We start from the raw sequence: 17772 nt of genomic DNA, 5'->3' as shown, positions 1-17772 counted from the left end.
GTTTTACTCCAATTCAAAATCCTGTAATGCTTCTACGTTGTAGTTAGCATCATCTTTTCGGTTTGCTACAACGCGCAATACTTCGCGAGCTGTATCGAGACTTGTTAAGCATGGTGTACCCATTTCTACCGCAAGACGACGCAATTGGAAGCCTTCACGTTCAGGACGTTTACCTGCAGTCAATGTATTAAGTACAAGATCGACTTTGTCTTGACGAATGTGGTCAGCACAGTTGTCATCACCTTCAGAGATTTTGTTAACTACCTTGCAGTCAACGCCATGTTCTTTGAAGTATTTACCAGTACCACCAGTTGCTTCAATGTGATAGCCCAATTCAATAAAGCCTTTTGCTAATTGACTAGCTTCCTCTTTATCACGGTCTGCTACCGTCATGAGAATTGTACCATCTTCTGGGATACGCATGTTGGCGCCATTGATTGCTTTAAATAAAGCTTCAGAATATGTACGTCCAATACCCATAACCTCACCGGTAGATTTCATTTCAGGTCCAAGAGCGATTTCTACAAGGCCCATTTTGGAGAAGGAGAATACAGGTGCTTTTACAGCTACATATGGCTTGTTAGGTACAAGACCAAGTGGCAAGCCTAATTCTTTTAAGCTTTCACCAAGGGCAATTCGTGTTGCACATTCAACCATATTGATACCTGTAACCTTAGAAATGAATGGTACGGTACGACTAGAACGAGGGTTAACTTCGATAACATTAAGTTCCCCATCAGCCACAATATATTGAATATTAAGAACACCTTTAACATTAAGGCCAATTGCAATACGGCGTGTATAATCAACAATTTGATCTATAATTTCTTGACTTAAATGTTGAGCTGGATAAACGGCCATGGAGTCACCAGAGTGAACACCGGCGCGTTCGATTTGTTCCATAATGCCAGGGATACAAACATCAGTACCATCGGAAATAGCGTCAACCTCTACCTCCATGCCAACCATGTAACGGTCGATAAGTACTGGATGTTCCTTAGATGCTACTACGGCTTCCTTCATGTATACATCGAGTTCTTTATCGTTGTATACGATTTCCATAGCACGACCGCCCAATACATAAGAAGGACGAACGATTAATGGATATTTCAAGTTTTTAGCTGCTGCTAGGGCTTCTTCATCAGAGGTTACAAGAGCACCTACTGGACGAGGAATACCAAGTTTTGCCAATAATTCATCAAAACGTTCACGGTCTTCCGCCATGTCGATGCTATCTACGGATGTACCGAGAATTTTTACACCGCGCTTAGCCAATGGACCCGCCAAGTTGATAGCTGTTTGACCACCAAATTGAGCAATAACGCCAGCTGGTTTTTCTTTATCAATGATTTCCATTACATCGTCCACTGTTAATGGTTCGAAGTACAAGGAATCAGAAATATCGAAGTCTGTAGACACCGTTTCTGGGTTATTGTTGATCATAATAGATTGGTAACCCGCTTTACGAAGTGCCCAAGAGGAATGCACAGAGCAGTAGTCAAACTCTACACCTTGACCGATGCGAATTGGACCAGAACCAAGTACTACAACGGATTTTTCACCTAGTGGTTTAACTTCATCTTCTTGTGCATAAGCACTATAGTAGTATGGTGTTTTAGATTCGAATTCTGCAGCACATGTATCTACATATTTATAGGTTGGAAGAATATTCCATTCTTTACGTTTTGCCCGAACATCTTCTACAGTTGTATTAGCGTAACGAGCAATAACAGAATCAGTGAAAGAATAACGTTTTGCTTTGCGCAAGACCTCTTCTGTTAATCCATGTTCATCTAACGCTTTTTCTACATTAACAATATTTTTGATTTTTTCAATAAAGAATGTATCAATTTTTGTAATGTAATGAATTTTTTCTACACTAATCCCCTTGCGAAGGGCTTCTGCTACAACATAGATACGTTCATCATCTACTAAATGTAAACGTTCAATCAATTGTTCCATGGACTCATGACCGATTTTCTTAAGTTCAATATGATCTAAACCAATTTCCAAGGAACGGATAGCTTTTAACAAAGAACCTTCTAAAGAGCGATCGATAGCCATAACCTCACCAGTCGCCTTCATTTGAGTGCCCAATGTACGGTCTGCCAAATTGAATTTTTCAAATGGCCAACGTGGGAACTTAGTTACTACATAGTCCAGTGTAGGCTCGAAGCATGCTTTTGTTTCGCCTGTTACAGCATTTGTAATTTGATCCAATGTCATGCCTACTGCAATTTTTGCAGCTACCTTCGCAATTGGATAGCCAGTTGCTTTAGATGCTAATGCAGAGGAACGGGATACACGAGGGTTTACTTCGATAACGATATATTCATTGCTATTAGGATTCAAGGCGTATTGTACGTTACAACCACCTTCGATTTTCAAATAACGAATAATTTCTACAGATGCAGTACGAAGCATTTGGTATTGAATATCGTTCAATGTTTGGCTTGGTGCCACAACGATGGAGTCACCAGTATGTACGCCAACAGGATCGATATTTTCCATGTTACATACGATGATACAGTTATCTGCACTATCGCGCATTACTTCGTATTCGATTTCCTTCCAACCTGCAACTGAACGCTCCGCCAAAATTTGATGGATTGGTGAAAGTTTCAAACCACGGCGTGTGATTTCATACATTTCATCTTCGTTATGTGCAATACCGCCACCAGTACCACCCAATGTATATGCAGGACGGATGATGATAGGATAACCAATGCGATTAGCAAAGGCTACAGCTTCTTCAAGATCATTAAAGATATCGGATTCAGGAACTGGTTGGTTGATTTTCTTCATCGCTTCTTTGAATAGCTCACGGTCTTCGGCTTGTTTAATTGCTTCAAGAGTTGTACCAAGAAGTTTTACACCGTATTCTTCTAATACGCCAGCTTCAGACAATTGTACGGCCATATTAAGACCTACTTGGCCACCTAATGTAGCCAATAAGCCCCAAGGGCGTTCTTTTTTGATTACTTCTGTTACGAATTCAAGACTAATTGGTTCTACATATACGCGGTCTGCAATATCTGTATCAGTCATAATTGTAGCAGGATTGGAGTTAACCAATACTACTTTATAACCTTCTTCACGAAGGGAACGGCATGCTTGTGTACCAGCATAGTCAAACTCTGCAGCTTGGCCGATAATAATTGGACCAGAACCAATTACAAGTACTTTTTTTGCTTCTGTGGTCATATTATTTTCCCTTTCTCATTAAGTCTTCAAATTCGTCAAATAAATATAGATTATCAGTAGGTCCTGGGGACGCTTCTGGGTGATATTGTACAGAGAAAATAGGCAATTCTTTATGGCGCATTCCTTCTACAGTGCCATCATTTACACTGCGATGTGTAATTTCTACAAAGTCTGGCAAGGAAGTATCATCTACTGCATAGCCATGGTTTTGAGATGTAATATATACGCGGCCTGTACGTAAATCTTGTACTGGATGGTTAGAGCCACGGTGACCAAATTTTAATTTAAATGTTGCACCACCATAGGCTTGTGCCAATACTTGATGACCCATGCAAATGCCGAAGATAGGTTTTTTACCGAACAATTTCTTTACCTCTTCTACGGCATAGCCAAGATCTTGAGGGTCTCCAGGGCCGTTGGATAAGAACACACCATCTGGATTTGCTGCTAATACATCTTCAGCCTTAGCATCTGCAGGGAACACTGTTAATCGGCAACCAGCTGCTTCTAAAGAACGAAGGATATTTTCTTTTACACCATAGTCCATTACAGCTACATGGAACTCTGCATTTTTATCGCCACGCATACCTTGCCATTTTGTAGTTACACGCATAACTTGATCTGTTGGCAAGTCTTGTTTAAATAATTTTTGGATATCTTCCATAGGGTAATCAGAACGTACAAGTACGCCTTTCATTACACCATGATTACGAATAACACGTGTAATAGCACGTGTATCTACATCATAAAGGCAAGGGATGCCGTGTAAACGAAGATACTCGCTAAATAGCCCTTCATTTTGCCAGTTAGATGGGAAATCACACAGTTCGCCTACGATAAAGCCTTTACAATATGGTTTAGGACCTTGAGTAATAGCATTCAATGTACCATAATTACCAATCAAAGGATATGTTAATGTAATAATTTGATCCGCATAGGACGGGTCAGTCAAGATTTCTTGATACCCTGTCATACCTGTGTTAAATACAACTTCCCCTAATGTAGGAGCGCCACCTAATAAGGAACCTTCAAACACGGAACCATCTTCAAGAACTAACTTGCCTTTCATTATAAGACTACGCCCTCCTTCATAACTACTTTGCCATCAACTACTGTAAGTTTGGCCTTACCTGTAACAGTCATACCATCAAATGGACTGACTTTGCCTTTTGTATAAAATTTATTTCGATCTACTGTCCACTCTTCTGTTGTAGAGAATACAGTAATATCTGCTGGTTTACCAACCTCAAGAACACCTGCATCAAGGCGCATTAATTCAGCTGGACGTGTACTCATATAGTACACAACTTGGTCAATACTGAGTTTATCTGGACCATATGCATTAGTAATAACCGCTGCCAAAGATGTTTCGAGACCACTGAAACCATTTGGTGCACAGCAGAACTCATGGTCTTTTTCTTCATACGCATGTGGTGCATGGTCTGTAATAATTGCATCAATTGTGCCATCTTTCAAGCCTTCTAATAATGCTTGGCGATGATCTTCGGATCGAATTGGAGGAGCCATTTTGAACGCTGGGTTATATTCGCGTAAATATTCATCTGTGAAAGATAAATGTTGGCTTGTAACTTCACATGTTACATTAAGACCTTTTGCTTTTGCACGACGAACCATATCTACAGTATTTTTACTACTTACGTGAGCAATATGAATGTGACCACCTGTCATTTCAGACAACAAGATGTCACGAGCAACAGCCAAATCTTCAGCTACTGCAGGACGACCAATAACACCTAATTCATAAGAAACGATACCTTCATGCATATGACCATTTTTAGTCAATGTAATGTCTTCCGCATGGTCGATAACCATTTTATTGAACATGGAGGAGTATTCTAAGGCACGACGCATAAACGCAGCATTTTCTACATAGTGACCATCATCGGAGAAGGCTACTACACCGGCTTCTGCCATATCACCCATTTCAGCAAGTTCTTTGCCTTCAAGGCCTTTTGATACAGCACCAATAAATTCTACTTTTACAACACCTGTAAGCTCAGCCTGTTTTTGTAAGCCTCTTACAAGAGCAGCATTATCTACAACTGGATTTGTATTAGCCATAGTTACAACACGTGTGAAACCACCTGCTGCAGCCGCTTGTGTACCGGAGTGGAAGTCTTCTTTCGCCTCTTGGCCTGGTTCACGTAAATGTGTGTGAATATCGATAAGGCCCGGTGCTACGATAAGACCTGTTGCATCATATACTTCAGCGCCTTCAGCACTCAAGTTTTGTCCGATGGCTGCAATTTTACCATCTTTTACAAGAACATCTGCTACTTCGTTTTGTTTTTTTGCCGGATTAACTACCGTACCATTTTTAATAAGCAAGCTCACTACCGTCACCTCCGATAATAGTTAAGTACAATACCGCCATACGTACAGCTACGCCATTACGTACCTGTTCTTGAATTACGGATTGATCAGAATATGCTACATCTGGTGCAATTTCAAGGCCCCGGTTCATAGGACCTGGGTGCATTACCATTACATCATCTTTAGCCAATTTCAATACATCATTATTAATACCAAAGATACGTGCATATTCTCTATTTGTAGGATACAATGCAGAATGAATACGTTCTAATTGAATGCGAAGTACGTTAACTACATCTGCATCAGCCACTGCTTCACGAATATCGTGGTGAACGGTAACACCTAATTTTTCGAGCTCTGGATATACCATTGTACGAGGGCCAGCCAAATGGACTTTAGCACCCATTTTTGTAAGGCCATAAATGTTAGATCTTGCTACACGGCTATGCATAATATCGCCTAAGATAACAACTTTTAAGCCTTCAATAGATTCTTTTTTCTCTAAAATGGAGTACATATCTAATAATGCTTGTGTTGGATGTTCATGAGCGCCATCACCAGCATTGATAATAATAGGATCTACTGCTTTAGTAGCATATAGAGGAGCCCCTTCTGCACTATGACGCATTACGATAGCATCCGTGCCCATATAGGATAATGTTAGCAAAGTATCACGGAAGCTTTCACCTTTACCCATGGAAGAACCGCTAGGAGAAAGATTGATAACGTCAGCCCCTAAATATTTGCCGGCTAATTCAAAGGAACTACGGGTACGAGTACTTGGCTCCATAAAGAGGTTAATAATAGATTTCCCCTTTAAAAGTGGAACCTTCTTATCATCAGAAAGAACGATTTTCTTCATTTTCTTTGCCACATTCAAAATCAATTTGATTTCTTCAGGTGACACATTTTGCAAACCCAATAAATGTTTGCCTTTTAGGCTAACTTGTCCCATGATTTCCTCCTAACTCACGTAACAAAAAAGACCTTTTGCCCAGGGCAAAAGGTCAAATAGTTTGCACAAAGAAGCCCTTATGGGGGCGCTTCAACTATATTCCTTTCTCAGCCTCTCTGGACTAAATTAAAAGGTTTTGTACTATGCAATGGTCTCTCGTACCATAGGTGCATTTTCTTTATTTATTGTACTGAATCTGCCCTTGAAAGTCAATGTAAAAGCGAAAGTTCATAAGTATTTTAAAAAGAGGACAAGCCCAGTAAAGTGGCTTGTCCTCTCTATACTTACATCATTATCCGAATCCCCAAAACCTATAATTAGACATTACTAGTTTTTATTATTATGATCATGGATTATCGATTCATAGGATATAATCTTGGTGGATTTTGATCATCATTTTGTTGATCTTGCTGTGAACCATATGGAGCTTGACCTTGTTGATCATAAGTCATTGGATTCTGTTGTGCATATTGTTGATTATGCTGAGGTTGACGTTGATCACGACGACGTGTATTTTGAGATGCAGTCGGTCTTGGTTTAGTCAATTCATCAATAGATACAGCATTCGGAATCGTTACGGAAGGAGTATCTTCGTGGACGTCATCAAGTTCACTGAAGGAAGGTCCTGTCTTAGCCGCTTGAGCAGCCTTACGTTCTGCCTCAATTTGTTGACGTGCAAGCTCTGCACGACGACGAGCATTTTCTTGCTGTTCTTTGACACGTTGAATTGCTTCAGCTCGTTCTTTTGCTTTACGTTCCACTTCAGCTTGTGCAAGTGCTTGTTGACGAGCTTCTTCTGCTTTGCGTTCCGCTTCTAAATGAGCTTGGTAGCGTTCTTCAGCAATACGTTTTGCCTCTGCTGCTTGACGTTCAGCTTCTGCTCGTTCTGCAGCCAATCTAGCTTGTTCAGCCTTACGTGCCTCAGCAGCTATACGAGCTTCTTCGGCTTTACGCGCTTCTTCTGCTCGTCTAGCTTCTTCTATGCGACGAGCTTCCTCTGCTCTACGAGCTTCTTCTGCACGTTTCGCTTCGGCTGCGATTCGAGCTTCCTCAGCCTTACGAAGTTCTTCTGCCCGTTTTGCTTCAGCTGCGATTCGAGCTTCCTCGGCCTTACGCAATTCTTCCTGACGTTTTGCTTCAGCAGAAACGCGAGCTTCTTCAGCTTTACGAGCCGCTTCAAGTCGTTCTTGTTCAGCCTTGCGTTGTGCCTCAAGTTTAGCTACTTCTAAGCGACGTGCTTCTTCTGCGCGGCGTGCTTCTTCTGCCTTACGCGCTTCTTCTGCTTTACGGGCCGCTTCAATTCTTGCCTCTTCAGCCTTACGCGCTTCTTCTGCACGTTTAGCCTCTGCTGCAACACGAGCTTCCTCTGCTTTACGGGCCGCTTCGATTCTTGCCTCCTCAGCCTTTCTCGCTTCTTCTGCACGACGTGCTTCTTCAGCTTTTCTTGCCGCTTCAATACGTTGTGCTTCTAAGGCTGCTTTTGCTTCTGCCGCTTTACGAGCATCTTCTTGACGTTTTGCTTCTAACGCAGCCTGTTCAGCTGCACGTTGGGCTTCTAATGCAGCTTTCGCTTCGGCCGCTTTACGTGCTTCTTCGGCACGACGAGCTTCCAATGCTTCTTGTTCTGCTTTTCGTTGTGCTTCTAAGCGAGCTTTTGCTTCTGCAGCTAAGCGTTCTTCTTCAGCTTTTTTAGCTTCTAATGCAGCCTTTTCTGCTGCCCGTTGTGCTTCAAAACGAGCCTTAGCTTCAGCGGCTTGTCTAGCTTCTTCTGCCTTTCGTGCTGCTTCAATACGAGCCGCTTCAATTCTACGTTCTTCTTCAAGACGTTTTGCTTCGGCCGCTACACGAGCTTCCTCCGCTTTACGTGCTGCTTCTAAACGATCGGCTTCGGCCTTTCTAGCAGCTTCAATACGCGCCATTTCAGCTTTACGTTCTTCTTCGGCCTTACGAGCTTCAGCTACCTTTCGATCAAGCTCAGCTTTTCTTTCTGCCTCTAAGCGTTTAGCCTCTTCTGCTTGTCGCATTTCCTCAGCCTTTTTCGCTTCTAAGGCCGCTTTGTCTTTAGCAGCTTGCGCCTCTTGAGCAGCCTTCAACTCGGCAGCCTTACGATCAGCTTCAGCTTTCTCAGCCATTTTACGCTCAATTTCAGCATGTTTAGCTTCTGCAGCCTTGCGTGCTATTTCTGCTTTTTCGGCAGCTAATTTAGCTTCTTCCGCTTTTTTACGAGCTAATGCTTCCTCAGCTTCTTTCGCTTTTTTAAGTTGTGCCTCTTTTTTAGCATCAGCAGCTGCTTTATCGCTCAATTTTTTTGTTTCTTCGTGAGCAATTGTTTCTGCCTGTTTTGCAGGAGTCATAGTAGATTTAGATGTATCTACAGTACCCTTATTGCTATCTTTACCATTGATAGGACCTACAGGAATTTGTGTACCACTTTGAGTTGGATGACCCAAACTGTCTGTTACATCTTTTGGTACATTGACCGCAATAGTCTGATGTTTTTGTGGATTTGCAAGAGATTCAGGAATCAATAAGAATCGTATTGGCAAATTAGATGCACCTGCCGGCATGAAGTTTAATGTTAACAAATCGCCTGCATTATAATTACCCATAAGACGGCTATCTAATATAGTACCGTCCCCTAGTGCAGTAATCCCATCAGCACCACCGATATGATAGGTACGCGTATCGGTTTGACCTCTACGGGCACCTTGTTGATGAAGTGCTTTTACCGTAAAGGAGCCAGAATATGGCCCACCAAGAGGGTTAAAATACAATCTAAACGGTTCATTACCCTTTGTAGGAATTTTTAAAGTGTATGAAACACCATAGTTACCACGGTCACGAACAAATGCTTTATTTTGCATTTCATCTACACCATTGATAAAGGCATCCTCACGGTCATTACCAACTTCAACAAAAGCACCGCCTAAAGCAGTATCAAAAGGCGTGGTAACCTCCATATTACGCTTAGAACCAGTATATGTACCGCGCAATTGAATTTCATCAATAGGTAAGTTCTTAGCCCAATGTGATGCATCAACGGCGTCCATGCCCATAGGTAGCATCATAACGCGAGCAAAGATTGGCGCCTCTGTTTTAATATCTACAATGCCTGTAAATAATGCATCTTGATATACCGGTGTATTTTCTAAATCAGTAAAGATTAATTGTCGACCTTGGGGCGGAATGCTTAGCGAATATAAAGGTCTCGCATTAGGACTTTCATCTAAAGGATGCTCTAAATCCTTGCGGGATAAATCGCGACCAGCAGCAAAATAATCTGGCGTTGCCACAGATTTAAGCTGTCTCATTACATGAACAGTATTAGGATATGCCGTTTGATTTTCTAGTACAATAGCAATCTTATGGGGTTGATCCATTTCATTTACGTGATAAAAATAAATACGGCCATTCCCATTAATGGTACCAGCACTAAGTGTACCGCCTACTGGGCCTACATATTCAGGGCTATCCGATAATAGCAATGTATCCGTTTGAGACACCAAGCTTGGTGGCAACGGAGAAAACTGAAAATATCCAATTGATTGTAAATCTATATCACGAGCCTCTACATGGCCTGTAAGCGCAGCCATGGCGGCCATGGCCGCAGCTACACAATATTTTGATTTATAAGAAAACATATATTAATACCTCTATATTTCTTCAAGCCCCATAGGGTCATACGTAAGTGCTAATGCTTCGATTTTCTTTAAACGATGACCAATACCCGACTTGGATAATTCGCCATCCATCAATTCTTCTAGCTCTTTTAAGCTCGCTTCTGGATTGTCCCATCTCAGTCTGGCTACAATCCTCAACTTGTCAGGCAATGCATCAATGCCAATTTCTCTATCGATGATTCGAATTGCTTTTACCTGACGTACTGCAGCATCTACAACCTTTTGTAAATTGGCTGTCTCACAGTTTACTTGCCGATTGATTTGATTTCGCACAGTCTTCATAATGCGTACATTTTCAAACTCCATCAAGGCTGATTGAGCCCCCATAATCTGCAAGCAATTCGTTACAGCGTCCCCTTCTTTAAGATATACTACATACTCTTCCTTACGCTCAGTCAAACCTGCATGAATATGAAATAACCGCAATACATGTATAATTTCCTTTGCAAAATTCTCATTCCCCGTCATAAACTCAAGATGATAATCACTTTGTGGCTTATTAACAGATCCTCCACCTAAAAAAGCACCCCGTAAAAAAGCACGTCGTGCCTCCATAGATTTAAGCCAACTACGAGGAATTTGTTCAGTTACAGGCCATAAAGCAAGATCTTCTAAAGCCTGTCGCCCTTCTATGGATGGCTCCACAGATAAGGTATACATATTTTTCTTACGCAAGTTAAGCCCTTGTCGTACTAATACATTGGTAGGCAATTCATATTGTTTCTTTAAGATGCCTAACAAGCGACGAGCTACTGCATTATTTGCAGTAGCTAATCTAATACCAACAGCGCCCTTCATCCCTAAAATGATAGATCCACCCATGCGCAATAAGCAAGACGCTTCAATTTTCATGGCCACATCTGCATCACTAGAGGATTCATATTGGCATAATTCATTTTTTACATCTTCAGCAAATGACATAGGTATCCCTTCTCATTAATGATCATCTCGTTGGAGATAATACTCTAAGATATGTGGTTCAGTATCCGATTGCATGGCGTGAACAATATCCATAATTACTTTACCCAACCGTTCTGGATCATGAACAGCTGGCTTTTTCGGACTAATTAAAGTAGCCCGAATCGTGCGAATCCCTTTAGCTTGTAGTTTCTTAGTATCTAATGCTACAGGCTCTGAACCTACGGCACTATATTGTTCTACCATTTGAATTGGTAGTGGACCATCGTTTGCCAGTACGGTATCTACAATACCTTCCCCACCATGAGCGATGAGTGCCTCCACATGATCACTAAGCGTATAACCTGAAGTTTCTCCAGGTTGAGTCATAACATTGGCAATATAAATTTTATTTGCCTTACTAGCACGTATATGAGATGCAATTTTATCAGTTAACAAGTTTGGAATGATACTTGTATATAAACTACCCGGTCCAAAAATGATGACATCTGCTTCATCGATAGCACGTAACGCAGCACCTTCCGGCTTTGGTTGCGCCGGTTCGCTATACATATGGCGAATGGTTTTACCAGAGTTTGGAATATTACTTTCACCTTCTACAATGGTACCATCTGTCATCTCAGCTACCAATTTAATGAACTCTGTAGATGAAGGAATTACACGACCGCGTACACGTAGTAATTTACTAGCTGCTTCAAGTGCTTCCTCCACATCGCCATCGTATACTTGAGCAAGTGCTGTAATAAAGAGATTGCCAAAACTATGTCCAGATAGCTCATTTTCCCCTTCAAAGCGGTAGCGGAAAAGATTTTCCATAACCCCTTCTTGTTCTGCTAATGCGACCAAGCAGTTTCGTAAGTCACCAGGGGCAATCATTTTAAAATCTTCCCGTAAACGACCTGATGAACCACCATCGTCAGCTACTGTAACAATAGCTGATAAATTAGATGTGTGTGTTTTCAATCCACGCAATAGATTAGACAATCCTGTACCACCGCCGATAACAACGATTTTAGGACCTTTATCGAGGCGTATATTTTGGAAAATAATATCTGACACCTTACTATCAGGATTAGGTAATACAGCACGAATAATCGTTTTAATAACCTTACTCGTACCGATTAACATTAACACAGCGCCAATCGATAGTACAACAGCGCCTACAGCAATGAGCACATTATAATTGTAAAAGCCCGTCATATTATAAGAAAAGGCTAATACAATATCTTCAAGAACGGCAAGCCATTGATAATTAAATATCAATGAAATGCCTATGATTAAAAGACCTACACCACAACTAAATAGGGCAAGCCAACGTTTTATATTTAGGCCCGGAATAAGCCACCGAAACCATCTTTTTCGCAACATATGAACCCCTATCTAGTTACCAAATGTTTTAATTTCATGAGGATTATAATCTTCTTCTACATTATTTTTCATCATATCTCGATGTTCTACAGAAACGCGATAGCCGTTTTCTAATAGATGCGAATATAATGCTTCTGCCATAGCCACAGATCGATGCATACCACCTGTACAGCCTACAGCAACGATAAATTGAGACTTCCCTTCTTGTTCATAATTAGGCACAAGAAAATCAATGGTATCAAAATAACGCTTTTTAAATTCCTCTGTAACTTCAAAAGAATGAATATATTCATTTACAGCTTTCACACGACCTGTTTTATGACGGAAATCTGGAATGTAGAATGGGTTTGGTAAAAATCGAACATCCCAAACCATATCCGCATCCAATGGTAATCCATATTTAAAGCCAAAGCTTACAACTGTAATAGACATGCCATGTCCTTCGTCAACTTGAGTGAATCGAGTTTTTAAATACTCTTTGAGGCTCGCAGTTTTCATATTCGTTGTATCAATAATGAAGTCTGCTTTATGTCGTACAGAATTTAATATCTGACGTTCTTCTTTCAAACCTGTAGTGATCATCCCATCTGGAGCCAGTGGATGGCTGCGACGACTTTCTTTATATCGTCTAATTAACGTCTCATCTGTAGCATCCATAAAGACAATTTCATAATCTACCTTCATTTCTCTTAATGTTTCAAGAGATGATGAAAGGGCTTCAAAGAATTCACCACCGCGAATATCTACAACTAAAGCTACACGGTTTGTACGTTCTCCACCTTGTCGACAAATTTCACTTAGCTTAGGAATCAGTATAGGAGGAATATTATCAATACATAGATAGCCCATATCCTCTAATGCTTGTAGAACCTGAGTTTTGCCGGCACCAGACATGCCTGTAACAATTAATAAACGAAATGCTTCCATAGTTTTACTCCATTATAAAAGATTCTTTTCTATCCAGTGAGCTACACCATCTTCATTATGATGACCACATACTTCATTAGCCACAGATTTTACATGTTCTGTTGCATTTGAAACAGCTACCGAATATCCCGTTTCACTTAACATAGAAATATCGTTCTCTGCATTTCCAAAGGAAACTATATTTTCAAGACTAAGATTATTATCTAGAGCTAATTGAGCTAATGCACGCCCTTTTGATACATTCGGTGCAGTGATTTCGAGGAAATCTCGTTGACTACGCACTAATGTAACTTGATTACCAACTAATGGGGTCAAGATATCAATAATTCTATCGATTCCTTCTTCTGTATCGATAGCAATGAGCTTATTGGGTTCTGAAGAAAGTGTATAAATTGTATCACCTAAAAACTCAGCTACAGCCCCTGTTTGCTGTTCATAATGATCGGATTGCCAATTTTTATGATGACACAGTAAATGATCATCTACGTACGATTGTATATGCCAACTATATTGTTGACCGAGTTGAAAAACACGATATACGACATCTATAGGAACAGTTTGTTCAAATAGCTTATATCCCGTTTCTAACTCCTGGATTAAACCACCAGAGAACAGTATCATAGGAACATTACCAAGTTGTAATGCTAATCCAATTGGTTTTGCCGTTTGATACATGCGTCCAGTTGCAATTGTTATACCAATTCCCTTCTGCTGCAAGCGATGCAATACATCAACTGTATACGCAGAAACTGTATTATCACTTCGAACTAACGTCTCATCACAATCGATGGCTACCATTTTTATATGAGAAAAAGAAGGATTCATTCTTACCTCCTTCACAAGAAAATCTAATACTCTTTATTATACCATTTATAATACTTATATAGATAGAAATATACAGTAATCCTCTATCAAAAATATTTTACTTCTCCCAGTAACAGAGCTTATAAATCACAAAATAAAAGATAAGTATTATTTGTATATAAGTTGATCTTTAATTATCAAAATTGCATAATAAAAGGCATTCTATATCAATTTGTTATAGGAATCTATAGATTATTCATAAAAAAAGAGACTCCCGAAGGAGTCCCTTTTATATGGTTAACTATCAAATTAGAATTTGTAGTTAAGGTCTGCACGGTAGAAGTCGTTAAGATCAGCACCGTCTTGAGTTTTCCAGTCGAAACCGTAGTTAGCGGACAAGCCAACGTTGTTTTGCAATGCATAGTTAACGGAAGCCATCCAACCTTTAGCATTTGTAGTGTAAAGGTGGTTGTAAGTAGTATCAACGATAGGAGCGTTAGCTTTAGCGTTGAAGTATTGGCCTTTAACATCCCAAGAACCTTTTTTAGCGATGTTGTAGTCGCCAAAGCCAAGACCTGCAGTCCAAGCTTGAGATTCATCAACGTGGGAGTCTTTCAACCATTCGCCACCAACCCAAACTTTGTCGAAGTTAGCATCAGCGTTGAAGCCGTAGATATTTTTGTAACCATTAGTGCTATCTTGGTTTACACGATCGTAGAAACCACCAAGCATAGTGTGTTTACCTACTTTACCTTTTAAGCCAAGGTAAGTGTTAGTTACGTTTTGGTCTTTAGTTAAGCCAGCTGCTTCACCGGATACCATGTAACCGTAAGCTGCTTGAGCCATAATTTTGTCGTTGCCAGCGTTCAATTGAGCACCGTCGAAAGTACCATCAAATGCTAAGCCGCCACCGATAGTTTGGCCGAAACGACCAGCTTTCAAGGATACGCGTTCGCCGAATTTATGGTTTACATAAGCGCGGTCGATTGTAGCGTTGGAGTTACCACCGTTTTGGGAGTTACCCAATTCGAAGTTACCAGAAGTCAAACGAACAACTGCGTCAGTGCGATCGTTTACTTTTGCGTTGAATTGTACACGAGCACGAGCGTCGAATTTGGATTTAGCATGTTCAGCATCTTGGTAACGAAGACGAGCATCACCAGTAACTTTTACGTTACCTACGCGGTCTTCCAAGCGAGCTACACGAACGCCCAAGTTGTTCAATTCGTTGGAGAATTCATCAGCCAAACGATTGATCATAGCTTGTTGTTCAGCGTTAGCGCGGTCTTGGTTAGCCATAGCTTTAGCTACCATTTGAGCCATTTCGTAACGAGTGATGTTGTTTTGGCCTTTGAAAGTACCATCTGGGTAACCATTAACGATACCAGCTGCTGCCAATTGGGAAACTGCTTGGTATGCCCAAGAATCTGGAGTTACATCGGAGAATGGGTTAGCTGCGAATGCAGTAGTTACGCCCAAAACTGCTGTTGCTGCAAAGATTGCTGCTAATTGTTTTTTCATAGTTGAATTCCTTCTTTCTGAAAAATAGAAATATAAAATGTTACAAGTCATAACATTCACATTCTACTCTGTTCTTCAGAATAAGAATTTTTGGGAGTGTCCACGTTTCCTCGCCACATTCTACATCGAAGTTCTTCGTTTCATGTGTTTGTTACTTCTTGTAGGGTGATATTAGCACAACCAAATTTTCGTGTAAACCCTTTTTTCTCAATTTCATTCTCATTATAAAAATTTTATAATTTAAAATGCCCTAAAATTCACTTATTATCTACGTTTATGAGATATATTTTTTTTTACTAAAAATATCAAATTTATCTTTTTTTACACTAGATGAGATTTATTATCATATATATTATTAAGTTGTGCTAATCAATTAAACCATTATTAATTAGTACATGCCCATTTTATGCATAAATGGTTCATAAACACCTCATACAATATATTGTGTAACAGCCCTCTATATATACCAATCAAATTAATTTTTAACGTTCACTATATATAGATTTATTTTACTATATATATACTATTATATACAAAAGTAAATATTATCTATCTATATACAACAAAAAAAGACTTCCGAAGAAGTCTTTTTTGTTTGTAAGGGAATTAGAATTTGTAGTTTAATTCTGCACGGTAGAAATCGGAAAGATCGTTACCTTTTTGGTCTTTAGAGTTGAAACCATAACCAGCGGATAAGCCTACGTTATCTTGAACTGCGTAGTTTACGCTAGCCATGTAACCTTTGTAACCATTAGATGTATTTGTTAAGTCATATGCTTGGTCCCAAGTGGAGCTTACGATTGGAGCGTTAGCTTTTTGGTTGAAGTATTGACCTTTCACATCCCATGTACCTTTTTTAGCGATGTCGTAGTTACCATAACCAACACCAGCTGTCCAAGCTTGGGAATCATTTACGTTGGAAGCTTTTAACCATTCACCACCAACCCAAACTTTATCTTTACGGAAGTCTGCATTGAATCCGTATACGTCTTGGCCATCAGAGCTTACTGTGGAACCGTTATGGTTCAAGTTACCGCTAGATAATTTAGAGTAGAAACCACCAACTGTGGATTCTTGACCAACTTTACCTTTAACACCTACATAAGCTACGGAAGGGTTATCGGATTTGGAGTTACCATCAGCAGCGCCATCCATCATGTAACCATAAGCACCTTGTACTTGAACTTTGTCATTACCTACGTTCAATTGAGCACCATCAAATGTATCATCGTACATTAAACCGCCACCAATTGTTTGTTGGAAACGACCACCTTTAGCAGATACTCTATTACCAAATTTGTGATCTACATAAGCACGATCAATTGTTGCATCAGCACCTTTTGTAGAATCACCGAATTCGTAATTACCTTTTACACGAACAACAGCTTCAGTTTTATCATTTACTTTACCGTTGAATTGAACACGTGCACGGCCATCTGTTAAGGATTTACTGTTATTTTTGTAAACGCCTTTATCTTCAGAACCTTGGTAACGGATACGAGCATCACCAGTTACTTTTACATTACCTACACGGTCTTCCAAACGAGATACGCGAACGCCTAAGCTGTTCAACTCATTGGAGAACTCGTCAGCCAAGCGATTAATCATTGCTTGTTGTTCTGCATTAGCACGATCTTGGTTAGCCATTGCTTTAGCTACCATTTGAGCCATTTCATAACGAGTGATATTGTTTTGGCCTTTGAAAGTGCCGTCTGGGTAACCATTAACGATACCAGATTGTGCTAATTGGGATACAGCTTGGTATGCCCAGCTATCTGGAGTTACATCGGAGAATGGGTTAGCAGCGAATGCTGTTGTTACACCTAATACTGCTGTTGCTGCAAAAATTGTTGCAAATTGTTTTTTCATAATGAATTCCTTCTTTCTTATAAATAAGAATTTATATTATCAGAAGACATTCACTGTATAAGTGGTATAACTATGAAAGATATATTAGGAGTGTCCACGTTTCCTCGACTATATTTTCTATCACAGTCTCACCTCTTTATTAGTGGTGCCTTGCTGTGATTAGAATATATCACCTGTCTCTTATACACATCT

The 17772-nt window shown here is 40.1% G+C and carries 11 protein-coding genes; all 11 read right to left on the bottom strand.

Features of this window, described 5'->3' with window-relative positions; translation table 11 throughout:
* Window positions 1–3: 3 nt before the first annotated feature.
* The 11 genes from carB to VCHSUH04_RS08515 all read right to left on the bottom strand — a co-directional run bounded on the left by carB (window position 4) and on the right by VCHSUH04_RS08515 (window position 17580).
* Entirely contained in the window at window positions 4–3204 is a 3201-nt protein-coding gene (carB, locus tag VCHSUH04_RS08565; RefSeq protein WP_105086211.1) for a carbamoyl-phosphate synthase large subunit, read from the bottom strand.
* 1 nt (window position 3205) lies between these two features.
* Window positions 3206–4273 carry a glutamine-hydrolyzing carbamoyl-phosphate synthase small subunit gene (gene carA, locus VCHSUH04_RS08560; RefSeq protein ID WP_105086210.1) on the bottom strand — a complete coding sequence of 356 codons (1068 nt, stop codon included), beginning with the start codon at window positions 4271–4273 and terminating at the stop codon, window positions 3206–3208.
* Window positions 4273–5559, bottom strand: a complete 1287-nt coding sequence (locus VCHSUH04_RS08555; RefSeq protein WP_039969456.1) for a dihydroorotase — start codon at window positions 5557–5559, stop codon at window positions 4273–4275. Before VCHSUH04_RS08555 ends, carA begins: the two co-directional genes overlap by 1 nt.
* Window positions 5543–6493, bottom strand: coding sequence for an aspartate carbamoyltransferase catalytic subunit (locus tag VCHSUH04_RS08550; protein ID WP_105086209.1), 951 nt, complete (start codon window positions 6491–6493; stop codon window positions 5543–5545). Before VCHSUH04_RS08550 ends, VCHSUH04_RS08555 begins: the two co-directional genes overlap by 17 nt.
* Window positions 6494–6846: 353 nt before the next feature.
* Window positions 6847–10134: an ATPase gene (locus VCHSUH04_RS08545; RefSeq protein ID WP_105086208.1), complete on the bottom strand. Its 3288-nt coding sequence runs from the start codon at window positions 10132–10134 to the stop codon at window positions 6847–6849.
* Between the two features lie 12 nt (window positions 10135–10146).
* Window positions 10147–11094 (bottom strand): DNA-binding protein WhiA, encoded by a 948-nt coding sequence (gene whiA / locus VCHSUH04_RS08540; RefSeq protein WP_105086207.1) that lies wholly within the window; start codon window positions 11092–11094, stop codon window positions 10147–10149.
* Between the two features lie 15 nt (window positions 11095–11109).
* On the bottom strand, window positions 11110–12459 hold the full coding sequence (yvcK, locus tag VCHSUH04_RS08535; RefSeq protein ID WP_105086206.1) for a gluconeogenesis factor YvcK family protein: 1350 nt from the start codon (window positions 12457–12459) through the stop codon (window positions 11110–11112).
* Window positions 12460–12471: 12 nt separating this feature from the next.
* Window positions 12472–13386, bottom strand: coding sequence for an RNase adapter RapZ (rapZ, locus tag VCHSUH04_RS08530; RefSeq protein ID WP_105086205.1), 915 nt, complete (start codon window positions 13384–13386; stop codon window positions 12472–12474).
* A gap of 12 nt (window positions 13387–13398) precedes the next feature.
* Window positions 13399–14211 (bottom strand): Cof-type HAD-IIB family hydrolase, encoded by an 813-nt coding sequence (locus tag VCHSUH04_RS08525; protein WP_105086204.1) that lies wholly within the window; start codon window positions 14209–14211, stop codon window positions 13399–13401.
* A gap of 288 nt (window positions 14212–14499) precedes the next feature.
* The gene (locus VCHSUH04_RS08520; protein ID WP_105086203.1) at window positions 14500–15711 is read right to left on the bottom strand and encodes a putative porin; all 1212 of its coding nucleotides are present in this window, start codon (window positions 15709–15711) and stop codon (window positions 14500–14502) included.
* Window positions 15712–16317: 606 nt separating this feature from the next.
* The gene (locus tag VCHSUH04_RS08515; protein WP_105086202.1) at window positions 16318–17580 is read right to left on the bottom strand and encodes an S-layer homology domain-containing protein; all 1263 of its coding nucleotides are present in this window, start codon (window positions 17578–17580) and stop codon (window positions 16318–16320) included.
* Between the last annotated feature and the right edge of the window lie 192 nt (window positions 17581–17772).

It is taken from the genome of Veillonella sp. T14073-2, from assembly GCF_002959875.1.
Taxonomy (GTDB): Bacteria; Bacillota; Negativicutes; order Veillonellales; family Veillonellaceae; genus Veillonella; species Veillonella infantium.
Note: the sequence above shows the minus strand (reverse complement) of the source record. Positions and strands in the feature narration are given on the sequence as shown.